Origin of the sequence: Streptomyces sp. NBC_01451 (assembly GCF_036227485.1) — a bacterium.
Taxonomy (GTDB): Bacteria; Actinomycetota; Actinomycetes; order Streptomycetales; family Streptomycetaceae; genus Streptomyces.
In genome coordinates, this window is sequence record NZ_CP109479.1 from 212,992 (window position 1) to 234,663 (window position 21,672).

19 protein-coding genes and 4 pseudogenes are annotated in these 21,672 nt (G+C 67.5%); 12 read left to right on the forward strand and 11 right to left on the reverse strand.

Annotated elements, in window-relative coordinates; all coding sequences use genetic code 11:
* Nucleotides 1-261 precede the first annotated feature (261 nt).
* From OG595_RS00950 to OG595_RS00965, 4 genes and pseudogenes are all read right to left on the reverse strand, one after another.
* Nucleotides 262-459: pseudogene (locus tag OG595_RS00950) on the reverse strand (site-specific integrase); the annotation flags it as partial.
* Nucleotides 432-2,222 carry a hypothetical protein gene (locus OG595_RS00955; RefSeq protein WP_329266812.1) on the reverse strand — a complete coding sequence of 597 codons (1,791 nt, stop codon included), beginning with the start codon at nucleotides 2,220-2,222 and terminating at the stop codon, nucleotides 432-434. The pseudogene OG595_RS00950 and the gene OG595_RS00955, both read right to left, overlap by 28 nt.
* Nucleotides 2,222-3,508, reverse strand: coding sequence for a tyrosine-type recombinase/integrase (locus tag OG595_RS00960; protein ID WP_329266814.1), 1,287 nt, complete (start codon nucleotides 3,506-3,508; stop codon nucleotides 2,222-2,224). Before OG595_RS00960 ends, OG595_RS00955 begins: the two co-directional genes overlap by 1 nt.
* A gap of 186 nt (nucleotides 3,509-3,694) precedes the next feature.
* Nucleotides 3,695-4,786, reverse strand: a complete 1,092-nt coding sequence (locus tag OG595_RS00965; RefSeq protein ID WP_329266816.1) for a replication-relaxation family protein — start codon at nucleotides 4,784-4,786, stop codon at nucleotides 3,695-3,697.
* Between the two features lie 423 nt (nucleotides 4,787-5,209).
* Here OG595_RS00965 and OG595_RS00970 point away from each other — a divergent pair, with 423 nt between their 5' ends.
* Nucleotides 5,210-6,367, forward strand: a complete 1,158-nt coding sequence (locus OG595_RS00970; RefSeq protein WP_443072935.1) for an ISAs1 family transposase — start codon at nucleotides 5,210-5,212, stop codon at nucleotides 6,365-6,367.
* Nucleotides 6,368-6,405: 38 nt separating this feature from the next.
* Here OG595_RS00970 and OG595_RS00975 read toward each other — a convergent pair whose 3' ends face one another.
* Entirely contained in the window at nucleotides 6,406-6,609 is a 204-nt protein-coding gene (locus OG595_RS00975; protein ID WP_329282552.1) for a hypothetical protein, read from the reverse strand.
* 608 nt (nucleotides 6,610-7,217) lie between these two features.
* Here OG595_RS00975 and OG595_RS00980 point away from each other — a divergent pair.
* From OG595_RS00980 to OG595_RS00995, 4 genes and pseudogenes are all read left to right on the forward strand, one after another.
* Nucleotides 7,218-7,742, forward strand: coding sequence for a S1 RNA-binding domain-containing protein (locus tag OG595_RS00980; RefSeq protein ID WP_329266820.1), 525 nt, complete (start codon nucleotides 7,218-7,220; stop codon nucleotides 7,740-7,742).
* Between the two features lie 470 nt (nucleotides 7,743-8,212).
* Nucleotides 8,213-9,451 (forward strand): IS110 family transposase, encoded by a 1,239-nt coding sequence (locus tag OG595_RS00985; protein ID WP_329266822.1) that lies wholly within the window; start codon nucleotides 8,213-8,215, stop codon nucleotides 9,449-9,451.
* A 129-nt stretch (nucleotides 9,452-9,580) separates the two neighbouring features.
* Nucleotides 9,581-9,940, forward strand: a pseudogene (locus OG595_RS00990) (transposase); the annotation flags it as partial.
* A gap of 554 nt (nucleotides 9,941-10,494) precedes the next feature.
* Nucleotides 10,495-11,733, forward strand: coding sequence for an IS110 family transposase (locus OG595_RS00995; protein ID WP_329266824.1), 1,239 nt, complete (start codon nucleotides 10,495-10,497; stop codon nucleotides 11,731-11,733).
* A gap of 11 nt (nucleotides 11,734-11,744) precedes the next feature.
* Here the strand turns inward: OG595_RS00995 and OG595_RS01000 are convergent, their stop codons facing one another.
* Nucleotides 11,745-12,272, reverse strand: a complete 528-nt coding sequence (locus tag OG595_RS01000) for a hypothetical protein (RefSeq protein WP_329266826.1) — start codon at nucleotides 12,270-12,272, stop codon at nucleotides 11,745-11,747.
* A gap of 169 nt (nucleotides 12,273-12,441) precedes the next feature.
* On the opposite strand from OG595_RS01000, the pseudogene OG595_RS01005 reads away from it, so the two are divergent.
* Nucleotides 12,442-13,125, forward strand: a pseudogene (locus OG595_RS01005) (IS256 family transposase); the annotation flags it as partial.
* 15 nt (nucleotides 13,126-13,140) lie between these two features.
* On the opposite strand, the gene OG595_RS01010 reads toward OG595_RS01005, so the two are convergent.
* Entirely contained in the window at nucleotides 13,141-14,385 is a 1,245-nt protein-coding gene (locus tag OG595_RS01010; RefSeq protein WP_329266827.1) for an IS110 family transposase, read from the reverse strand.
* 261 nt (nucleotides 14,386-14,646) lie between these two features.
* On the opposite strand from OG595_RS01010, the pseudogene OG595_RS01015 reads away from it, so the two are divergent.
* Nucleotides 14,647-14,868: pseudogene (locus tag OG595_RS01015) on the forward strand (IS256 family transposase); the annotation flags it as partial.
* A complete protein-coding gene (locus OG595_RS01020) occupies nucleotides 14,868-15,230 on the forward strand; it encodes a hypothetical protein (protein WP_329266828.1) in 363 nt (120 codons plus the stop codon). The pseudogene OG595_RS01015 and the gene OG595_RS01020, both read left to right, overlap by 1 nt.
* 452 nt (nucleotides 15,231-15,682) lie before the next feature.
* On the opposite strand, the gene OG595_RS01025 is transcribed toward OG595_RS01020, so the two are convergent.
* Nucleotides 15,683-16,480: an effector-associated domain EAD1-containing protein gene (locus tag OG595_RS01025; RefSeq protein ID WP_329266829.1), complete on the reverse strand. Its 798-nt coding sequence runs from the start codon at nucleotides 16,478-16,480 to the stop codon at nucleotides 15,683-15,685.
* A gap of 432 nt (nucleotides 16,481-16,912) precedes the next feature.
* Between OG595_RS01025 and OG595_RS01030 the strand changes: the two genes are divergently transcribed.
* Together OG595_RS01030 and OG595_RS01035 are read left to right on the forward strand one after the other, a co-directional pair.
* Nucleotides 16,913-17,545: a hypothetical protein gene (locus OG595_RS01030; RefSeq protein ID WP_329266831.1), complete on the forward strand. Its 633-nt coding sequence runs from the start codon at nucleotides 16,913-16,915 to the stop codon at nucleotides 17,543-17,545.
* A gap of 111 nt (nucleotides 17,546-17,656) precedes the next feature.
* A complete protein-coding gene (locus OG595_RS01035) occupies nucleotides 17,657-17,956 on the forward strand; it encodes a hypothetical protein (RefSeq protein WP_329266833.1) in 300 nt (99 codons plus the stop codon).
* Between the two features lie 101 nt (nucleotides 17,957-18,057).
* Here the strand turns inward: OG595_RS01035 and OG595_RS01040 are convergent, their stop codons facing one another.
* Together OG595_RS01040 and OG595_RS01045 are read right to left on the reverse strand one after the other, a co-directional pair.
* On the reverse strand, nucleotides 18,058-18,465 hold the full coding sequence (locus tag OG595_RS01040; RefSeq protein WP_329282554.1) for a DinB/UmuC family translesion DNA polymerase: 408 nt from the start codon (nucleotides 18,463-18,465) through the stop codon (nucleotides 18,058-18,060).
* Between the two features lie 3 nt (nucleotides 18,466-18,468).
* Nucleotides 18,469-19,065 carry a hypothetical protein gene (locus tag OG595_RS01045; RefSeq protein ID WP_329266835.1) on the reverse strand — a complete coding sequence of 199 codons (597 nt, stop codon included), beginning with the start codon at nucleotides 19,063-19,065 and terminating at the stop codon, nucleotides 18,469-18,471.
* 201 nt (nucleotides 19,066-19,266) lie between these two features.
* On the opposite strand from OG595_RS01045, the gene OG595_RS01050 reads away from it, so the two are divergent.
* Both OG595_RS01050 and OG595_RS01055 read left to right on the forward strand, forming a co-directional pair.
* Nucleotides 19,267-19,719, forward strand: coding sequence for a hypothetical protein (locus OG595_RS01050; RefSeq protein WP_329266836.1), 453 nt, complete (start codon nucleotides 19,267-19,269; stop codon nucleotides 19,717-19,719).
* Between the two features lie 456 nt (nucleotides 19,720-20,175).
* The gene (locus tag OG595_RS01055) at nucleotides 20,176-20,562 is read left to right on the forward strand and encodes a hypothetical protein (protein ID WP_329266838.1); all 387 of its coding nucleotides are present in this window, start codon (nucleotides 20,176-20,178) and stop codon (nucleotides 20,560-20,562) included.
* Nucleotides 20,563-20,670: 108 nt separating this feature from the next.
* Here the strand turns inward: OG595_RS01055 and OG595_RS01060 are convergent, their stop codons facing one another.
* Nucleotides 20,671-21,594, reverse strand: coding sequence for an NADP-dependent oxidoreductase (locus OG595_RS01060; protein ID WP_329266840.1), 924 nt, complete (start codon nucleotides 21,592-21,594; stop codon nucleotides 20,671-20,673).
* Nucleotides 21,595-21,672 lie beyond the last annotated feature (78 nt).

Genomic DNA, 21,672 nt, shown 5'->3' on the forward strand with positions numbered 1-21,672 from the left:
TCGTTCAGTCAACGGGGCATGCTCATGAACGCAGTCGCTTCCGTATGCTCGTCCGCAGTCTCCGAGAGCGAGTTTGCGGCGCTCGAAGTGGCCGAGGAACTGCTGCCACTCGTCTGGTGTCACTGCTCGGTATTCCTCGGTCGGTCGGAGTGCACGGCGGCGGCTGATGAACGCTTGGTGCGCTTCGATCGCGTCCTTGGGGTAGATCGCGGCGTAGCCCATCGTTGTGTTGATGTTGCTGTGACCTGCAATTACTTGCGTGATGTGAGGAGGCAAGCCGTTGAGGATGGCATCTGTGATGAAGATTCGCCGGAAGTCATGGGGCTCGAACGTCAGGGGGGTGCCTGCGGCGTCAGTGAGCCCGGATGCTGCAAGTGTCTCGTTGAGCCCGTCGCGGATCGTGTTGTCGGAGATCCTGCGGTCCTCGCCGCTCATGTTCCACTGGTAGAGCAGCGGCATTGGTGGATTCCAAGTTCGCTCGTGGGAGTCGTAGTTGGCGATGACCGGGACGGTGCCGTCAGCTCCGCGGACTCGTGAGATGACGGTGCTGAGGACGTCGGCGAGTTAGAAGTGACCAGCAGCAGCCGCTCTTGATCGGTCTTCGACGGGGCAATCTGCAGGAGCGGGATGACCTCTCCGGTGGTGGGCAGTTTGTAGCTGATGATGCTGTGGTGGCCGAGTTCCCGAAGTTCTTCGATCCGGATTCCGGTGTGCCGCAAGATCTCGATCGTCGCCCAGGCCCAGAAGGCCCGCTTCTCTTCGCTGCCCAGTTCGCGACGTCGGCCCTGTTCATCTCGGACAGAAACAGGTCTGCCATCGAGCCGTGTCGACTTGCGGGGGACGGTGAAGCTCTCGCCAAGCACTGTGAACGTGGAGGCCAGCGGCGCAACGTTCAGGGCGTCGAGCCGAGCCCTCGCCTCGTTCAGTCTGCGTTCGGCGACGCGGATCAGAACGGGCAGGACCGGGAGGCGTTCGCGGGTGCGTTGGTCGGAGCGAGACTTCTGCCGCTGCTCCAGCTTCTTGACTGAGCACTCGGCTTCGCTGATGGGGGCCGGTGAGGCCCACGGGCCCCAGCGTTCCGGCTCTTCGAGTGCCCATTGCCCGATGTCCAGGTAGAACGCCCTGACGATTTGCTTGATTGCCGGGGCAGTCACTCTGGGCTCGGTGACCTCAACTCGGGTGCCGTCTGGCTGTCGGCGCAGGACGGTTTTCGTCGCGATGCGAGCCTTCCAGGCCGTGCTCACTTCGGCGCTCAGTCGCAGTGAGTCGATGCCCGGGTGATGCTTTTCGAGGTCGGACCAGAACAGACCTGCGAGGACGGCTGACAGGTGCCGGAGCGAGCTGTAGTCGAGCGTGGCCTGACGTTCGGTGATGTAGTCGACCAGGAGGTCACGGACCGGCTGGCATTTCAGCTGGTAGCGGTCGACCAGCATCCCTGGGGTGACTTGGCCGGATCGCCGGGCGAAGCTGATCAACGTTTCTGGTGCATCGGAGGGGAATCGCCCCTGCTCTCTGAGCCAGTGATAGGCCAGCCGAACACCACGGGTTTCGTTGGTCCCGCTCGCTGCTGCCTGCATCGCGAGGAAGTCGCCGACGGTGATGTCCTCGATGGTGCCTCCGTAGGCCACCATGATGCGCACGATCGCCTTGAGGGCCTCGGCTGTGGCTCTCGCGCCGCCGTCTATCGGAATCCCAGCCGCTTCGAGGCGGGCAAATCCTTCAGGGTCGCGGCATGCCCGGATGGCCGGCCGAAGGGTGCGTGAAATGGTCCCGAGAAGCCATGCCAGATCGGGGCGGATGGCATCCGCGCAGATCAGCAGTTGCATACCAGCTTGGATTTCGGGTGTCTTGGGCTTCCCTGCGCCGCTGGTCCGGGCCCACTCCTGGGCAAATACGTACCACTGATCCGGCGTAGTCGCGGCTGGCGTTGCCAGCCATCGCTGCTGCCAGGTGTCCCCTGGTTGGGTTGCCAGCCAGCTCAACAGAACGCGGGCACCTCTTCGCCGCCTCCTGCGGGTGAGTTCGGGGCCGGGCAGTGCAAGCTCAAGATCTTGAAGCCGGTCAGCGAGGGCGTCACGGCTCAAGTACGTCTCGGGCCAGGCCGCGGGGCGCGTCCGTGCGGGGAATCGTCGGAACAGATCAGCCGCCTCGGCACCGACAAGGGAATGCGACTTGCGGCTGGCCTGCGCGGCGGGGCTCGCGTCCGCGAGGGTCGTCAGCATCAGCGAGGTCCTCCGAACAACACGTTGAGGGATTCCGGGTTGTAGGCCGACGCCGAAGGGGCCGGGGGAGGGTTCTTGCGCCTGAGCTCCAGGCGGGCGAAGTGAGCGAGACCGGCGGTGATGACCTCGTCCTTGCTGGGGTTGAGGTACTTCTGCAAGGTCGTCTGGTACTTGTGGGCGAGGATGTGCTGGACGTAGACCAGTGACATCTCCGGGTCCTCGGTCATCCGGAATGTCGCGGTGTGCCGTAGGTCGTGGAGGGTCCAGTTCGATCCCAGAAGCTCGTTGGCCCGGACGAACATGGCGCGTGCCGCGTGGTAGTTCAGCGTTCGCCAAGGGCGCCGTAGCGTCCACCACAGCGGCTCGCCGCGGCCTCGAGGGACGCCCTTCCTCCAGGCTTCTTCCTGATAGAGCCGAAGCCAGACGAACGCGTCCGGTGATGCGGGCAGCTGCTGGTAGTTCTTGGTGCCCTTGCGGATGACGCCGATGAGCTGCTGCCCGGGAAGCGCGTCTCGCCCCTGCGAGGTCAGGAGTTCGCTGGCGCGGGCGCCGGTGGAAACCCAGAAGGCCAGCAGAGCCCGGTCACGGTGCGAGCGCAGGCCCGCGAAGACCTCGGTGTACTTGTCGTCCGGTATTCGGCGCGGGATCCGCTCCGGAACGGTGGGGCGGTAGCGACCCTTCCGTGCGTTTTTGAACTCGTCCATCGGGTTGTGGTGGGCGTTCGCCCGGCCCTTGCGACGCGAGCGGTCCAGAGGGAAGGGATTGATCAGCAGTGAACCGGAGTTGGCTTCCAGGTGGAAGTCGTAGAACGTCCGCAGCACGGTCTCGCAGTGGGCCTGTGTGCTCTTAGCGTACTTCTTCCCGACGGTTGTCTTGCCGGTCACCGGGTTCGGTGTCCCGGGTGAAGGCTTGTCTGTCGGGCGAGCCGGCGGGTTCGCGTCCGGTCTTCCGCGGTGGCGCCAGTGCACGCGAACCGGCTTGTCTGCCAGTTGCATCCACAGCATGAAGTCGCGGGCATCCGTCCGGGTCGCCCTGTCCCACTCGATGCCGAGGACCCACAGGAACCGCCACCACCGCAGCAGATCATTCCCGTACGACCGCAGAGTCGTGGCGGGGGTGTGGCTCGCGAGCAGATCCGTGAAGTACAGCTCGACAGGCTGGACTGGACCGCCGGCGGGGTCCAGGAGTCGGTACGGCTCCCACGGATCACCCGTCTCGTACAGCTTGCCGATCTCAGGCAGTACGAACGTCGACAGATCCCTCCCGGGACCTCTTGTTTCAGGCACCCCGGGAAGCTAGCAGACAAGGCTCCTGACCTGCGAAAACATCTATCTTAGTTCAGTCAACGAGCCGTAGACCCGGCCGCGCAGCAGCTGCTCGTCTCCGTTCATCCGGCCAGCCTCCCAGCCCCTACTGACAACGGAGGTACGGGTGGCGTGCCCGGGCCTGGGTGGAGGCCGGGCACGCCGTGCTCACCGCGCCTTCGGCAATGCGTCCAGAGAGCAGCGCTCCTCTCCCGCGTGGCGGCCGGCCACGCGCCACACCGGCTCAGCGGGGCCGTGCTGGGTCAGCTGCGCCAGGGTCGTGGTCGCCACGATGCTCCGGTAGTTGACGCTTGAGACGCGGCGGGCTCGCTCGTGGAAGGCGGCCTCCCTCGTTGCCGGGGCCGCGCGGCGCGCAGCCGGGGCGAAGACGAACAGCAGCGGCGGGAAGGGCCGGTCCATGGACGGCCCGCTGTAGGTCTCCTGCCAGTGACTGCGCGGGGCCCGGGCGGCGTTGCCGCGTCCGCTCGCGGGTGCGTTGCGGTAGGCGTCGTAGCGCTCCAGCTTGGCGACCAGGCGGGCATAGGACATCGTACGGTCGATCTCCACGAACGCACTGGAGCCGTCGGCCAGGAGCACCACGCCGTCGGGCACCAGGTTCCCGGCCGGAGTGGGGTGGGCGACTTCCACCTGCCAGTCGGAGAAATGGGCCGCCTGCGCCTCGTGGAAGGCGACGGCGGTGTCGACCAGGGCGAGGCCGTGCTCACGCAGACCCGTCTTGCTGGCGGCGATGCGCTTCCCGGTGGTCCGGCCGGCCCGGTGGGCGAGTTCGCCGGACGCGGCGGCTTCGGCGAGACCGGCCGGGGTGCAGTACCAGTAGCTCTGCTGTTTGCGGTGGGTCCGGCCGACCAGGGCCGGGGATTCGGCGAGCAGGTTGCGCAGCGCCCGCCGGACGTGGTCGGTGTCCTGCTGGTGCGACAGCAGCAGCGCCTTGAGCTGGCGGGGCGTGGCCAGCCGCAGCTGGGCGAGGGTGAGCAGGACCTCGCCGCGGATCTCCGCGCCGGCCTTCGCCGCCGTCTTCCGGGCCCGGGACGCTTCTCCAGGTACATCAGTACTGGGAGAAGAGGAGTTGCAACCGGCCGGGGCAGGCGAATCGGGGGTCTGGTCAGCAACGACCGTCAGGCGGCGGCCTGGGGCTGCGGGGCTGGGAGCGGGGCTTGCCGCAGGGCCCGGAGCGGGGCTCGCCGTCGCAGCAGTGTTCGCCGGAGCCGCCGGAGTGTGCGGGGTGGGTGCGGTGGTCATCGTGTCCTCGGGATTCTCCGGCCGCGCGCGGCTGGATCGGTGACAGGTCCGGCCCGCACGCACGAGGCGTACGGGCCCAAGCCACCGTGAGGAAGCACCCCTTGTCCGCGGTCTGTTCATCCCGGCCCGCAGCGTCCGTTATGACCCTTGACCACCCCTGGACCGGATGGTTTGTCCGTGGCCGATGCCACACCGCCGCGGCATCGGGGCGGCGGAGTCGGGAAGTGCACAGCGCTCAGGGGCCAGGGTCTTTGAGAAGTGCCGAAGTGGGCGGTTCGCCTGCTGAGAGCCGGATGTGACGGCTTGTCGGCTTCTGGCGGCGGTGCCCCTGGACGCAGAACAGGCATGGCCGCTGGTGATCATGTGGGTGTCGAGTCCGTATGAGCACCGAGCGAGTCCATGCCTGCGCACCCATCTTCCCGCATGCCGTCATGCCTTCAGCAACTGGGGGAAGCCTCCGGTCCAGTCCCGCTGGAGACAGTCGCTGACCTGCGGAGTTATCTGGCCACGGTGCCTGACCCGCGGGCCCGCCGCGGCATCCGTCACCCATGGACGGCCCTGCTCACCGCTGCGGCCGCCGCCGTTCTGGCCGGCGCCGCCTCGATCACGGCGATCGGCGAGTGGGTCACCGACGCGCCGCAGCGCGTCCTGGCCCTGCTCGAGTTCCGGCCCGACCCGCTGACCGGTCTGATCCGCCCGCCCCATGCCACGACCATCCGCCTCGTCCTGGCCACCGCGGACGGAGACGCCCTCGACCGCGCCATCGGACACTTCCTCCAGGAACGCCAGACCCCAGCCCCGGGACGAAAGGTCATCGCCGTCGACGGCAAGACACTCCGCGGCTCCCGCAGCGCAAAGCGGACGGCCATCGTCCTGATCGCCGCCATGACCCATAGCGGCCAGGTCCTCGCCCAACGACAGATCGACAGGAAAAGCAACGAGATCCCAGCCTTCGCCCCGCTCCTGGACAGCATCGACCTGACCGACGCTGTGATCACCGCCGACGCCCTGCACACCCAGCACGACCACGCCTCCTACCTGCACGAACGCAGGGCTCACTACCTGGCCGTCATCAAGCGGAACCACCCCGGACTGCATGAGCGGGTCCGCCGTCTTCCCTGGCGCGACATCCGCCTGGACCACGCCGAGCGCACCCGGGCCCACCACCGCGACGAGATCCGCCGTCTGAAGACAGCCGCGTTCGCCCACATCGACTATCCCCACGCACGCCAGGCCCTCCAAGTCGTGCGCTGGAGAAGGGACATGGGCACGGGCAGACTAACGATCGAACGGATCTACCTGGTCACGAGCCTGCCGCCCGGCGCGGCCGACGGCAGCGAACTCGCGGCCTGGATCCGCGGCCACTGGCGCATCGAGAACCAGCTGCACCACGTCCGCGACCGCACCTTCCACGAGGACGCCTCACATATCCGCACCCGCCACCTACCCCGCGTCATGGCCGGCCTGCGCAACCTCGCCATAGGCGTCCACCGTCAGGACGGCCACACCAACATCGCAGCCGCCCTTCGCCACACCGCCCGAAACCACCTGAGGCCCCTCACCACCCTCGGCCTGACATGACGAACCCGGACACAAGATCACTTCTCAAAGACCCTGGCTCAGGGGCTGCCCGACTGGGTCACGCCCTGCGCGAGTTGGCCGACCACGTCGAAGACAGTCTGGCCGAACGCGGTAGGGGCGATCAGCACGCCGAAGACCAGCACGATGACGACGGTCAGCTTCTCGTCGTTACGGCTGCGGGCCTGCGTACGCCGCCCCAGCCGCAAGACGATGATGACCGCCAGCAGCACCGCCACGTTCATCGTCAGAACCACCGACCAGCCCTCCCCGTCGTATGAACGTCCCAGCACACCTGTAGCCGGAACCACTCCACACGGTGGGTCGATTACTGATCGTTGGCGGCAAAACGCTTCTGCCCGACTGGATTTCCGGCCTTGACCAGCCCGTACAACCGCGCACCGCCCACACGCGGCGCGGCACCCACCGGGCGCGCGGCGCGTTGCGTCGTGCACGACGCAACGCACTCCCCCACCAGCGGCGCGCACCGGTGCGGTTGCCTCCCTGTCCGGTGCGCACGAGGCAGGTCCCTCCTGCGCGGCGCGCGCACCGCCGTTCGGGAGAGCGCACCGCACCGCGCACCAGCTCACCCAGCCTGAAGGGCCAAGAGCGGGTGCGGGAGGGAGAGTTCTCCCTTCGGTGCACAGCATCGCGCACGCAAAAGGGGATGATGCGGGCGGTAGTGGCTTCACCGATGAGTCGTAGCCCCACCCAACAACGAGTTCTGGCCCCACTTCCTGATCTTCAAGGCCGGAAGTAACAACGAGAGTTGGCCCCACCTTCAGACCGTTCTGCCGCCTCTCTCGCGCTGGTCTGACGTGAGAGTCTTGGCCGTTGACGAAGGGGTGGCGGTATGGCGGAGACGGCAGACCAAGGTGGCCGGACGGTCCTGGAGACGCTGGAGCGGGGCCAGGTCTGCAAAGGGGCGGTGTCGTCCATCGAGAGGTTCGGCGCGTTCGTCGACATCGGAGGCTTCCACGGACTGGTGAACACAGCCGAGTTGACCTGGGCTCATCACTTCGAGGCGGTGTCGGACATCGTGGAGGTCGGGCAGGAGGTCACCATCGTGGTCCTGGACGTCGATGTCGAGCGGGAACGGGCTTCCTTCTCGCTGAAGGCGCTTTATCCGGATCCGCTTGATGAGTTCGCTCGCGTTCAGCTCGGTCGCGTGATTCCGGGCCGGGTGGAGAGGGTCGTGAGGATCGGAGCGTTTGTGCAAGTCCACGAGAATTTCGCGGGACTGGTTCCGATCCATGAGCTCGCAGAGCGGGATGCGGATCAGCCTGAGAGCGTCTTGCAGATTGATGATGAGGTCATGGTCGAAGTCGCTGGGATCAACCTGCATAGACGCCGGATCCTGCTGTCCCTCCGCTCGTGATGGGGGCCAACCGAACCTCACAGACGGGGCCAGTACCCACTGTTAGAGGTCGTTTCTTTTGGTGTGCGTGAGGGCTGGCTGCTGGCGAGTGGTGGGCGTGGCCGTGGCTGGTGTCACCTGCGTGGAGCAATGCTCAAGACCTAATAGCAGTGCACGGTGACGGGTGACCCCTACTCAAGACCTGGAGCTGGACTCCTCTCCACAGGCAGAGGGCCCCGTCACCGTGTATCTGCCGGAGTACGTCGCACATCTCCACGATGACGTCATGATCGTGACCTGAGCCGTCCGTACGGCCACCTCTCCCTCACCACGCGAGCCGCCGAGCTCCTTCCAGAGACCGGGGACCGTGCGGGGAGCTGGGGCTGCGAACTGCTCATCGGATGTCGGGCCATCGAGCCCTCCTATTAGGTCGCGGCGCGCCCTGCGCAGGCTCACACACCAGGACGAGCACGAAGCGTAGGGAGCCGGAGTTGACGATCACCTGCGGGATCGACTGGGCGGAAGACCACCACGACGTGGCGCTGGTCGACGAGACGGGAAAGCTGTTCGCCAAGCAGCGCATCAAGGACGACGCAGACGGCTTCCGCCAGCTGCTTGCCCTGCTCGCAGAAGCCGGTGACTGCGCTGAAGCCCCGATACCGGTCGCGGTGGAGACCGCCCGCGGTCTGGTGTTCGCCTGCCTGCGCACCACCGGCCGTAAGGTGTACTCGATCAACCCGATGGCGGTGGCACGCTACCGCGAGCGGCACCGCAGTGCCCGCGCGAAGTCCGACCACGCCGACGCAATGACGCTGGCCAATATCCTGCGGACCGACGCCGACGTGCACCGGCCGCTGCCCGCCGACTCAGAACTGGTCCGGGCGATCGCCGTCCTCGCCCGCGCCCAGCAGGACACGGTGTGGAACCGCGCCCAGCTCAACAACCAGCTGCGCTCGCACCTCAAGCAGTACTACCCGGCGGCCCTCGCGGCGTTCGCCGTCCGCGGCGTCGGCCTGGACTCCCGGGAAGCACGCGCGGTCCTCGCCGCGGCACCCGACCCGGACACGGCCGCCCGCCTGACCCGTGCCCAGCTGCGGGCCGCCCTGCGCAGATCCGGACGACAGCGGAACATCGAGGTCTGGGTGGAACGGCTGCGCACCATTTTCACCGGCGACTACCTGCACCAGCCGCCGCTCGTTGAACGGGCGATGGGGCGCCAAACTCTCGCGCTGGTCGCCCAGTTGGATGCCGCCTGCCGGGCAGCCGACGACCTCGCCGAGGCTGCGGCCGAGGCGTTCGCCGGGCATCCGGACGCCGAAATCCTGGGCAGCTTCCCCGGGATCGGGCCGCTCACCGGCGCACGTGTCCTGGCCGAGATCGGTGACGACCGCACCCGCTTCGCCGACGCCCGCGCCCTGAAGGCGTATGCCGGCTCGGCGCCAGTCACCATCGCCAGCGGCAAGAGCCACCTCGTGCGCCACCGCCGGGTGAAGAATCAGCGCCTGGCCGCCGCAGGCTACGTATGGATCTTCGGCGCACTGCCCTCCCCACAGGTCAAGGCCGAATACGACCGCCGCCGGGACCTCGGCGACCGGCACACCGCCGCCATGCGCAACGTCTTCAACCGCTTCCTGGGATGCCTCCACCACTGCCTGCAGACAGGGCAGAAGTTCGATCCCGGCAAGGCGTTCCCCGCCACGTCCACGGCGCCGGTGACGCTCGCGGCTTGACTCCTTAGCAAGCTCGGATGTCTGTGGATCGGTGTCGGGGAGGCAACGCGAAGGGCGTACCTTCCCGAATGATCCTGTGATGGTCATCGAGTAGGCCGACGTTGGCGCGTCGGTCGGGAAGGCACGCCCGTGCTCACGGTAGTCAATGCTGACGGTTCCACGCCAAACGGCTCCTTGATCGACGAGATCGTCCGCGAGGGCGCCCGGCGGATGCTGGCCGCCGCGCTGGAAGCCGAAGTCAACAGCTACATAGCCGAGTTGGCTGGTGAACGGGACGGCGACGGTCGCCGCTTGGTCGTGCGCAACGGCTACCACCAGCCGAGGAAGGTCACCACGGCTGCCGGGACGGTCGAGGTGCGGGCCCCGCGCGTGAACGATAAGCGCGTCGATGACACGACGGGTGAGCGCAAGCGGTTCTCCTCGGCGATCCTGCCGCCCTGGTGCCGCAAGTCCCCGAAGATCAGTGAGGTGCTGCCGCTGCTCTACCTAATCCGTAGCTAAGGGCGGTCCGACGAGGCGAGTAATCCGGCGGATTGTTCGAGTGGTGGTGGCCGTGTGGGTGCAAGCGGTCGGCTTGGCCCATGAGGCCTTCGGACAGACGGGGCACGCCTCGGGTACCTCACCGGCCGCCACCACGGACCGCGGGATACAAGTCGGCAGGACTGTGGGCATACGCCGGGGCGGGCGCCCACATTCCACGAAGACGTTCCGGGTGTTGGCGCACGCTGGCGCTGGGCGGACGCCTTTGCTCTACCTGGCCGTGATGCCTCCGTGCAGAGCGGCGACGCCCAGCGTCACCGTGCGTCAACACCACTCGAAAGATCACTCGTTGGAGTTTGTGGTGCGAGCCCGCTCCGCGGTGACCTCTTGTGAAGCCCGAGCCACTGAGCTCCGGCATAGACCGAGGCCCGCGGACCGAGCTGGTGCCACGAACAGCTACTGAGGTGGCGGACCAGCCGTGAAGGCTGAGTCCTGGGATTAGGTCGCTGCGTGGCCCGCATGAGCTCGTGAACAGACGTAAATAGCACGGCGAAGGGGAAGACTTGATCTACTGCGGCATCGACTGGGCCGAGCGCACCCATGACGTCGCCCTAGTCGACGACAGCGGCCAGCTGCTCGCCAAGCGGCATATCACCGACGACGCGGCCGGCTACAAAATCCTGCTGGACCTGCTTGCCGACTACGGCGACAGTGAGGAGAACCCGATCCCGGTCGCGATCGAAACCTCCCGCGGCCTGCTGGTTGCGGTGCTGCGAGCTGGCAAACGGAAGGTGTTCGCGATCAATCCGATGGCCGCTTCCCGCTACCGCGACCGGCACGCCGTCTCCCGCAAGAAGTCCGATCCCGGCGACGCCCTGGTCCTGGCGAACATCCTGCGCACCGACATGCACGCCCACCGCCCGCTGCCGCAGGATAGTGACCTTGCCCGCGCCGTCGCGGTTCTCGCTCGCGCTCAGCAGGACGCCGTCTGGAACCGCCAGCAGATCGCAAACCAGCTCCGCTCCCTGCTGCGTGAGTACTACCCCGCTGCCCTGGCGGCCGTGGAGCCGTGGAAGAAGGGCCTGTGCCGGCCCGAAGCCCACGAACTCCTCCGCCTCGCTCCTACTCCGACGCGAGCCGCAAGGCTGACTCGCACGCAGCTCCAGGCCACCCTCAGGCGCGCCGGCCGCCAGCGCGGCATCGAGGCGGAAGCTGACCGGCTTCGCAATGTCTTCCGAGCCGACTGGGCTCACCAGCCACCGATGGTCGAGGACGCACTCGGCAGGCAGATGCTCGCCCTCCTGATCCAGTTGGAAGCCGCTTCCAAAGCCGCCAACGACCTCGAGGAAGCGGTGGACGAAGCGTTCCCTCAGCACCCGGACGCGGAGATCATCCTCAGCTTCCCCGGCCTCGGCGTCCAGCTCGGCGCCCGGGTGCTGGCCGAGATCGGAGACGACCGCCAACGCTTCGCGGACGCCCGCGGGTTGAAGGCCTACGCGGGCGCCTCACCCATCACCCGGGCCTCCGGCAAGAAGTCGAACGTCACTCGACGGTGGGTGAAGAACGACCGCCTGAACCATGCCGGCTACCTGTGGGCCTTCTCCGCCATTTCCGCCTCATCCGGTGCCAAAGCCCACTACCGCAGACGTCGCGACGACCACGGTGACTGGCACGCAGCCGCCCAGCGGAACCTCTTCAATCGCATGCTCGGGCAGCTCTACCACTGCCTCCAGCACCATGAGCTGTTCGACGAACCCACCGCCTTCCCCGCCTCAGCCTCTGCGGTCGCGCAGGTGGCCTGAACGCGGGAATCTCACAGAAGTCCGGCGGCCCGCCGAAGCTTCGCCCGGCTTTCCGGGTTGATCAGGCCCTCCGGCAGCATCGCCACCACACTCGCGTGTTGCGCGAACACGGCCCTGCACTGCTCGCGCTCGGGATGATCGCTGTCGCTGCCGAACCACAGCGCCATGGCCTCGTTGCCGGAATCGATCGGCTCCGAGTAGTCGGCGACGGTGACCAGACAAGCCAGCAGTCCGGACCGCTCAGGAACCTGCGGGTCGCCTGCGAGACGAAGCAAGAACGCCAGGACTTCCGGCATGGCCGGGTTCATCTCGGCGATGCTGAACATGGTGTTGGTGAGCACACGCTCGGCCTCGGCCCCGGCAGACTGATCGAGAAGGCCGTACAGCAGGACCGGGATCGCGGCAGGGCACCCGGAAAACTCTGACCAGCGGACCTTCGCACACCCGTGGAGGGCAGGATGCCCACGGCCGGCATCCGCTGCCTGCGGATACTCGTGGAGAAATCGAGCGATCGCAGCCTCCTTGGCGGCCACATCCATCCTGCACACTATCTGTCCCCCGTCCCGCCGACATGAGTCCCAAGCTCCTCGTCAACTGCACTCTTGCGCGACCGGAGATCCGCACGCAAGCCACGACAGCGAGCCGAGAGTGTTCGATTCCCCAAACACCCACACCAGCTCGGCTTGACGAGTTAGGCGCCTGAGGTGTCTGCACGGCCTGTCCTCCGGCGACTTCGTGCCCGCGCTGGAGCAGTTCCTCGGCTCCTCGGCCGGCCTCTCGCCCGCCACCGTGACGCGGCTGACCGCCCAATGGCAGGCCGACCACACTGCATTCCAGGACCGCGATCTGTCCGCCACGGACTACGTGTACGTCTGGGCAGACGGCGTCCACCTGCGCATCCGCCTGGAGGAGGCGAAGGCCGCGGTCCTGGTGCTGATGGGGGTACGCGCGGACGGCACGAAGGAGCTGATCGCGATGACCGACGGCTACCGCGAGTCGTCCGAGGCATGGGCGGGCCTGCTGCGGGACTGCGCCCGTCGGGGCATGCGGGCTCCGGTCCTGGCCGTCGGCGACGGCGCTCTCGGCTTCTGGAACGCGCTGAGCGAGGTCTTCCCCGACACCCGCCATCAAAGGTGCTGGGTTCACAAAACCGCCAACGTTTTGGACGCGCTGCCGAAGTCAGCCCAGCCCGCGGCCAAGCGCGCGATCCAGGAGATCTACAACGCAGAGGACAAGGAGCACGCGGCCCGAGCCGTCCGCGACTTCGAACGGGCCTACAGGGCCAAGTACCCCAAAGTCGTCAAGCGGATCACGGACGACGAGGACGAACTCCTGGCGTTCTTCGACTTCCCCGCCGAGCACTGGATCCATCTGCGGACCACGGATGTAATCGTCAAGCAGCGCAGGTCACAGACTCGGGTTCGCTGCGCCTGGTATGGCGGGCAGGCGTGGATTGCCGGCCGGGCGCTGGGTCTGCCAGTGGGCGGCCAGCACGGCGTAGGCGCGCTCGGCCTGTTCGGCGATCTCGCGTTCCTGGCGCCGCAGGTCTTTGTTGTTGTAGTCGTAGCCCGGGCCGCGCCGCGCGATCCGGCGTTCGGCCCCGGCCGTCAACTCGAGCTTGCGTCGTTTGAAGGCGACGAGGCTGGGGCGGGCGAAGGCGTAGTCCTGGTCCTTGGTCACCAGGTGCCAGGCGATGACCGCGATCTTGCGAGCGACCGCCACGATCGCGATCTGCATGCCGCGTCGGGCCTTGATCCGCTGGTGCAGGGCGCGCAGCGGGCCCGGGGAACGCAGTGCGGCGAATGCGGCCTGCACCAGCATCCCGCGGGCCTTGCCGCATCCGGCCTTGGTGATGCGCCCGTGGTGGGCCGGCGCCCCGCCGGACTGGCGCACCCGCGGGTTCAGGCCGAGGTAGGACACCAGCTTGTCCGCGCTGGTGAAACGCTGGAAGTCGCCGACCGCGGCCAGCAGCGTGACCGCGGTCATCGCGTCCACTCCCGGAATGGTCATCAAACGCTTGACGACCGGGTCGTCGAGCGCTTCTACGGCCAGGCGCCGTTCTACCGCCGCGAGCTCCTGGCCGTAGAAGTCGAGCTGGCGCAGCAGCGCATCGACGGTCTCGCGCTCGTCGACCGGGAGTGGCTGGTGCTCGAGCCAGGCCCGGCCGCGGGTGCCGAACAGGTCCGTTACTGGCGGGTGCGGCAGCATATTGCGGTGCAGTACCGCTTGGACCTGGTTCTTGACCTGGATGCGGCCGCGCACCAACTGTGCGCGATGGGAACTGAGGCGCCGCAACATCCTGGTGCGCTCGTCCGGCAGCCAGGTACCCGGCAGGAAGTCGGCGGCCAGCAGCTGCGCCAGGATGCGCGCGTCGACCTTGTCGGTCTTGACCTTCGCCTCGGCGATCGCCCGGGTCTTGACCGGGTTGGAGATCACCACCTTCGCCACGTGCGGTTCCAGGAGCACAGCCACCGCCGTCGCGTTGCCGGTGGCCTCCAGTGCCACTTGGTCATCCCGGCGCAGGTTCGCGGCGAACTCCCGCATCGCCTGCGGCCGACACCCCACCCGGCCCCAGTCCGTCACGAATCCGTCCTCGACCACCGCGACCTGCGCGAAGTCGCGGTGGATATCGAGCCCGATGAACCGTCCCATCATCAACCTCCACACAGGAGATGCACCCGGTACGGGGATCAGCTGGGCGAAACGACACCTACGGAATCGCGCTCACGACGCAGCCAGGCAAGTCGCAGGGGCGGCCAACTACTAAGGCGGGCTCACAGCCCATCGTTCAAGATCGGCCTGCCCATGCTGATTCCCCGGGCACCCCTAGTCCTGACGGTCGCACCGTATAACCAGACCGAAGCCCGGTCACCAGGACACGGACAGCGGCACCCACGAACTTTCATACCTGGTACCAACCCGATCGAGTCCACCTTCGCCACCGTGCGCCTGCGGACCAAGGTCACCAAGGGCGCCGGCTCCCGCGCGGCCGGACTGGCCATGGTCTTCAAGCTCATCGAGTCCGCTCAGGCCCGCTGGCGAGCCGTGAACGCGCCCCACCTCGTTGCCCTTGTCCGTGCCGGAGCCCGTTTCGAACGTGGTCAGCTGGATGAGCGCGAGGAGCGGGCAGCCTGATGGACACCCCCGATCCGTTGACCGACGAGGAACTCGCCGAGATCGAGGAGCTTGCCGGTGCTGCGACTCCCGGCCCCTGGCACGTGCGCCAGCTGGACGACGACTTTGCCATGAGCCTCGTCGCCATCAGTACTGTCCCCGACACCGGGGCCGGCGAACGCTGGCCAGACTTCGACCACCGCCAGATCGTGGCCGCCACCCTGGTCCAGCAGCCACGATATGTCGACGTCGCGGACGAACGCTGGGACGAGAACGCCAACTTCATCGCCAACGCCCGCCAGGACATTCCCCGCCTGATCGCCGAGATCCGACGTCTCCGCCGCCTCCTCGAAGCCAAGGATCAGAAGCCCGAGGAAGGCTGAAGCGCACCACCACCGATCCACAGGAATTGACAATTACTCCCGTGTGGCGCCCCGTCCACGACCCCGACCGGCAAGTCCGCTGGACGGAGTCCGGGCACCGGCCCACCTGACGTACGGCCGCCGCAGACGACACGGCACGGGTCTGTACTTCGCCCGCAGACCCTGCGTAGCAAAGTAGTCGGCCACCAGGCCAGCGCGTATCCGGCCCTTGTCGACCTGGTCAGGAGCGTGACCTAACGCCAACTGTTAACCAGCCGAGGCCATATGAGGGGCACTACGAGAAGCACTACGAGAGACACCAAGAAGGGCGCCAAGAAGGGCAATACGAGAAGCAACCAGCCGTGGCCGTGGCTGGACGCGGCACAACCGGAGGCGTGGTCGGGGCAACCACGCTGCCGAACATGTGGCGGCTCCCGCGCTCCGCCGGAATCCGGGCGGGTGACCAGTACGCGTTAGTTGCACTCCGGCACGTTGAAATCCGTGCTGTGGTTTGACTCGCCGGGTTTGTCACCGTTCATGAACGAGTTGGCGGGTGCGTAGTACTGACTGCTCCACGGCTTAGAAGCGATGAGGTACCAGTAGCCGTCAGGCAGGACGCTGTCCATGCTGGGCGCGTACCTACGACACACCACGTCGACCTTCTGCCACGCTCCAACGTTCGTGCCCGTGATCGACAGCCGTGTCGGATCCTTGTAGGTACGCGCGCCACGGCTCCCTGCCTGTTCCTCGAAGGTTTTCCCCTTGAGAGGGGACGAACTGACAGTTGGTGTCGTGCCCAATGACCCGCCCGCCGTGCCGGGCGTGCTTGTGGTCGTCTTGCTTCCCTTGGAGTCGCCCTTGGGATCATCATCGTCAATCAGACCGAACAGCCCCGTCACCACGGCGGCAATAACCACGGCCAACCCTGCGATCACGGCTCCTGCGATGGCGACCTGATTCGGCGTTAAGGACGAGCCTGGTCCCGGCGGAGGCTGTGGATTGGGAGGAGGGTTCTGACCGGAACCCGAAGAGGAGCCGATCGGACGTGCCGGATACAGGGCTCCATCCGATGCAAGAATCCTGTCCCTGCCGTCGGTCATAACCCCGGAATCGATCTCCTGGTTGATCTCATACCAGAACGAGCTGGCGTCCATAAATTCAGGCACACGATCCTTCGGGTATCCGGCCCGCCCGAGTAATTGCCGGGCTTTACGCGGCTCGTTGTAGCGCTGCGCGAGCCCCTGCAGTTCCCCGTCGGTGAATCCTGCCAACACCCCTCCTCAGCTCAGGTTCCCGGCAGTCATCGCCGGCGTGCTGCCATCACAGCAAGCGATCACGTCCCCTCCCGATGGCGGCACTCAGCTTAGCGAGGCCCTCAGACACACAGGCATAACTGGCACCAATTAGTCAAAACAATCTCTAGCGAACGAAACCAGTCAGAGCTACCTTCATGCCTCCAGGCGGCTCTCGGTCATCCCGCGCACCGCAGGCACCATGCCCAGTCAGCCAGCCCTTCTGGAAGTCCTCGAAGGCCTGCGTGAGGTGGTCGTTGAGCAGTGCCTGCGTCGCCCCGGGCCCCCACCGGCGGCCGCAGGCGTCGTAAGCGTTCGTTGCTGAGATACCCAACACCTTCACTCCGATCACCGCGGGCGGAACCGTAAGTGCTCGTTTTCCAGACTGCGGCGGAGCGGGACACTGGAGGCGTGTCACGAGGACTCGGGCGAGTGCAGCGGGCCGTGCTGGCGTACGTGCGCAGCGAGCCCGGCGGCCTCAGCACCGTCGACGGCACCTCGCTGGCCGCCTCGGTCACCGGCCTCGCCCGCATCGTCTACGAAGTCGAGCAGCCGACCGACGCCCAGCGCGCCGCCGTACGGCGAGCCGTTCGCAGTCTGGAGGCCGGCGGCCAAGTCGAGGTCCGCCGCCTGCGCGTCGGCCGCACCTACACCCAGCAGCGCGCCCACCCGCGCTTCTGGCCGCCGCGCTACGACCGGCGCCTGGCGATGTGCACGGGCAAGGACGACTGCCCGGGGTGCGCGGCGGGCGACCGGCCGTCGACGTACTTCACCGCGGATGTCGTGGCGATGTTCATCGAGCACTTCGGCAGCCTCGCCGAGGGCGACCGGCAGCTGTGGCGGGCGACCGGGCACGGCTGGCACCTGTACCCCGTCCCGCTGCCCCGGCCCGCGGACGACTACCGCACGTACGAAGTCGAGATCACCGAACTGTGCGTACGGCGGGCCCTGACCGCCGAAGAGCACGCCGAGGCCGAACAGCGTGCACAGGCCTTCATCCGGCCCTACACCGACGCCATCCGCGCCGCACTCCGGGGCCGCTGACCGGCCCCGGCATTCTGCCGAAGCCCGCCCACCGAGCGGGCGGTTTCCGCTCCCTGGTCCCGCTCGCCGTACCCCTGCCGTACACGGCGGAGCGGGCATAGCGTGGAGGGCATGACCAGCGGCGGCAGGCAGCGACGGGACGGTTCGGCCAAACGCGTCCAGTTGACAAGCGGGGACCACGGCGGACCGAAGGACAAGAAGAAGAACCGGCGCAAGACCACCAGCCCGTCAGGAACCGCCGCCCGCGCCGCAGTCCTGCGCGAGGTGAACCGATTCCGACAGGCCATCCAGGACGCCGAACAGCGCCGGACAGCCCGCCAGTCCTCCCAGGCCCAAGACCCACCGGTACCGCCCGGCACAGAACCCGGCCCTCAGGGCCGCGCCGCGCCACCACCGGCCAAGGAGGCCTGAGGGCGGGCAGAGCACGAGCCTGGTGCTCCCTACCCGAACGGCGATCAGCCGACCAGCGACCCGATCGTCGCGTCCGCGCAGGTGGCTGTGGCAGGCGAAGGTCAGGAAACGCGCAGGAGCGTGGCGGCCGGGCCGATCGAGCCGGGCCCGAACTTGTCACGGATACGGTCACTGACCATTTCGGCGACCAGCCGGTCCTCGCGCTCCTTGTCGAGACTGATCTGCTGGGCGACCTGGTCGGCGCCGACCAGGTCCTCGCCCCGGAGAACGAGACCGGTGAGACGGCCCCGCTGGAGGCCCGCAGCATCGATGAGCCGGTACGCCACAGTCCTGAGGTCGTCATCATGCGCCGAAGCCTCCGGCAAGCGGCGTGCCTTCTCCCACGACGGGCCACCGGCGAACTTCTGCGTCAGGGCCAGGCCGCGGGCCACCTGCCCGCGCCGGCGCAGCAGCAGCCCGAGCTGGACGACCAGTTCGAGGAGCGCCGCGCGGACCTCGGCTCCGTCCAGGGTCTACCGAGGAAACCGGTGACTGACGCTCGTAGAGGTGGGCAGGGACCGTGGGGCGACTGGGCGGGGGTCGATGCCGCGGGCGCGGTCGGCGGCCAGGCGTCCGGCACGGCCTCCGAGAATGCGCTGCACGGTGGCCGGCGACAGGGAGGCGAGCAGGCCCACGCAGTCCACGCCATATCCCCGCAGGACAGCCGCGTGGTGGGGGCCGATGCCGTGCAGGGCGTCGACAGGAAGCGGTCCCAGCCAGTGGGCGACCTGGCCGGGGTCGATCGCGAGGACGCCGCCAGGCTGGCTGATCTGCTGGGAGGCGGTGGCCGCGACCGTGATCGTCGGCCCGACCCCGACCCGCACGTCGACACCCAGCAGCGCCACGCTCCGCAATCGCACAACATCACCAAGCCTCGCGGCGTCGACACCCTGGTAGCGCAACGCGCCCTTCGCCTCCACCAGCGCCGCGGACGGAGGCAGCGCCTGAACGACCGAGAAGAGCTCCCCCAGCAGTTCCAGGACCTGCCGGAAAACGTCCTCGGGTAGACGGTCGGGGCAGCGCACATGCATCACACTCGACACCTCCCGCACGTGAACTCCCGCCCTCATGACATCCACCTCCTCCACTCACGCTATCGAACTAATATTCGAACACGCGAGGCCGCGGCGCGCCCCTCGGCTGTGATGGAGCACGACAGTTTGCGATCGTATTGCCGGTGACTCTCTGTAGGTGTGACAGGTCGAGCTGGGTGTCACCTGGTCGCGATACCTGTCACCGGCGCCAGCACGGCGAGCTGTCATCATGCCGAGATGGCCCACGACATAGTGTTCTTCCTCGCTCCCGACGATGAGACTGCCGCTGCGACGCGCCTGCGGGGACCTAGTCGGGCCTTTGAGTCTGTGACCTGCCGTTTCATTGAGCCAGACAGCGCCATCGCCGAGTGGGACATGTACTTCGAAGAGCCCTCGGCCGAGGTCCCGCCGCTTGAGCAGCTCCTTGGGTGGTCGTGGCCGGAGTGGGTCACCGCCCCCTTGAACGATGGCGTTGAGGTGTTCGCTCTGCCGCAGCGGTTGACCCGGGCGTTGGCCAGCGCCAGCTCCGCCGAACTGGAGGAGTTGGCAGGTCGCTGGACCACGAGGCTCAAATCTACCGACGGGGACGATATGACCGACGATGATCTATTGGCGGTCCTGCAGGGAGTTGCCCGGCTCGCGACGTCGGCGGTGAGCACGGGTGGTGGCCTCTACAGCTGGAGCTTCTGACCGTCCGGTGGAACCCCTTCGGGCAGTGGAATCGCCGTCCGCTGGGTGACAACTGGGCTGACACCGCCCTTGCCGTGATCCTGCTCGTTTCCGCGGTCAAGCTCGCCCGTCACGAGTGAACGCCTCCGTCACTGGTGAGCAATTTCGAATAGTTTCGGCGATCCCGCCACAGCACATGCCGTGGCTGCTTCTCTGGATGCATGGCTTCTGCGACCAGGCCGGTGGTTCGGTCCGACTCATGCGGCCTGGACATGCTGATCGTGGAGCATGCGGGTGACGAAACGGCACCGGACCGGCTGACCCTGTCCGAGGGCTGGCAGCGGCGATGGATCACGTCGTGGCGGGTCGGCGGCATGGCCGGTGAGCGACATGGGCTCGGCGCCCGTCGGCTCGTCGTCTCCGGTTCGCGGATTCACCTGGAGAGCGAGGCAGGGACACCGGCCGGGGCTGCAGTTCATGGTTCTGAACCTCGTGGCCACCGTCATCTCGGCAGCATGGCCGCACCACCCCGAAGTGTCCGCGCCCACCGGACTGCTCGATGCCTCCAGTAGCCACCACGACGCGCAACAAGAGCTCATCGAGAGCCGCGAACCGCAGATCAAGGGCCCGCCTCGGCTCGACACGTCCTGGAGGATCACCCCGCAGTCTGCGCCGGCCACGGCCGCCCTGCTGACCATGGCCACACACTCCGTGCGCCTGCCCGCCGGTCACCTCAGAGAACAACTCACCGCGCTGCTGCAGCACACCCCAGGCCGGAATCACCCACGCTGGGGCGGCGCCTTGGAGGCGACCTCCCTCCAACGCTGCTCGCCCCCACTTCGCCTGGTGTCGGCGTACGCCTGAACGTGCTCAACCCCGTACAGGTGAACGTGCTCAGTTGGTGATGGCTGACCACGGGCTCTCGCCAGTCCGCTATAGATGGTTGACGGCACCGGGCGGTCAGGCCACTTCTCATGCCACCTTGATGACAACCTTGCCCGCAGCGTGGCCGTTCTCGACGGAGGCGAGTGCGGCCAGGGCGTCGGAGAGCGGATGGACCGCAGTGATCACGGGTGCGAGAACTCCGTCGAGGGCCAGCCTGGCGGACCGCTCCAGACTCTCCCGGTCGAGGCGCCGCTCGATGAAACGCCCACCGAGATCGGGCACGGACATATCACCCACGGCGATGACGTTGCGGGGATCCCGGGCCAGCGGAGCGACCGTCCGCAGCGAGGCGCCTCCGACCAGGTCGACGATCCCGTCGAAGCCGTCCGGAACCAGCTCGCGTGCCGCGGCGACGACGTCCCCGGCGGTGTAGTCGATGAACCGCACCCCGATGGCCTCGGCCTGCTCGCGCTTGGCGGTACTCCCGGTGCCGATCACACGCAACTCGCGCCCGATGGCCAGCCGGGCGACGACGAGGCCGACCCCACCCCCGACCCCGTTGACCAAGACCGTGGCACCGGCCGGGAGGCCAAGCTGGTCGAGCACGTCCACCGCGGTCGTCCCGGTCACGGGCAGTGTTGCCGCCACGGTCGCGGACAGGCCAGCCGGGATGCGCGCGGTGTTCGGCGCGGACAGCACCGTCGTCTCGGCGTAGGTGCCGCCACCAGTGAGTGCGAAGCCGAAGACCGCGTCACCCACCTCGAACCCGTCGACGTCCTCGCCCCGGGCGAGAACGGTTCCCGCTGCCTCCATCCCCAGCACAAGGGGAAACGGACGCCCGCCGTCGAGCCCGGGGACCAGACCCGAGCGCAGCATATGGTCGAGGGGATTCACGCCAGCCACGTCGACCCGGATCAGCACCTCGCCGCGACCGGGGACGGGATCGGGACGATCGAAGAACTCCTGCACCTCGGGCCCGCCATACCTGCCGAAACCCCACGCCTGCCCCATCTTCTGCCGCCTCCCATGTGACCGACCCGGTGATTCCGGGCTCTGCAGCCATCCTCACCTCTCACATCGATGTCAGGG

Excerpts from the sequence above, each read along its gene's own strand:
- OG595_RS01060 (WP_329266840.1), bottom strand. The coding sequence starts at position 21,594 with ATGGGGCAGGCGTGGGGTTTCGGCAGGTATGGCGGGCCCGAGGTGCAG.
- OG595_RS01055 (WP_329266838.1), top strand. The coding sequence starts at position 20,176 with ATGGTTCTGAACCTCGTGGCCACCGTCATCTCGGCAGCATGGCCGCAC.
- OG595_RS01020 (WP_329266828.1), top strand. The coding sequence starts at position 14,868 with ATGGACACCCCCGATCCGTTGACCGACGAGGAACTCGCCGAGATCGAG.
- OG595_RS00970 (WP_443072935.1), top strand. The coding sequence starts at position 5,210 with ATGCCGTCATGCCTTCAGCAACTGGGGGAAGCCTCCGGTCCAGTCCCG.
- OG595_RS00975 (WP_329282552.1), bottom strand. The coding sequence starts at position 6,609 with ATGAACGTGGCGGTGCTGCTGGCGGTCATCATCGTCTTGCGGCTGGGG.
- OG595_RS01045 (WP_329266835.1), bottom strand. The coding sequence starts at position 19,065 with ATGAGGGCGGGAGTTCACGTGCGGGAGGTGTCGAGTGTGATGCATGTG.
- OG595_RS00980 (WP_329266820.1), top strand. The coding sequence starts at position 7,218 with ATGGCGGAGACGGCAGACCAAGGTGGCCGGACGGTCCTGGAGACGCTG.
- OG595_RS01010 (WP_329266827.1), bottom strand. The coding sequence starts at position 14,385 with ATGGGACGGTTCATCGGGCTCGATATCCACCGCGACTTCGCGCAGGTC.
- OG595_RS01035 (WP_329266833.1), top strand. The coding sequence starts at position 17,657 with ATGACCAGCGGCGGCAGGCAGCGACGGGACGGTTCGGCCAAACGCGTC.
- OG595_RS01000 (WP_329266826.1), bottom strand. The coding sequence starts at position 12,272 with ATGGATGTGGCCGCCAAGGAGGCTGCGATCGCTCGATTTCTCCACGAG.
- OG595_RS00955 (WP_329266812.1), bottom strand. The coding sequence starts at position 2,222 with ATGCTGACGACCCTCGCGGACGCGAGCCCCGCCGCGCAGGCCAGCCGC.
- OG595_RS00965 (WP_329266816.1), bottom strand. The coding sequence starts at position 4,786 with ATGACCACCGCACCCACCCCGCACACTCCGGCGGCTCCGGCGAACACT.
- OG595_RS01050 (WP_329266836.1), top strand. The coding sequence starts at position 19,267 with ATGGCCCACGACATAGTGTTCTTCCTCGCTCCCGACGATGAGACTGCC.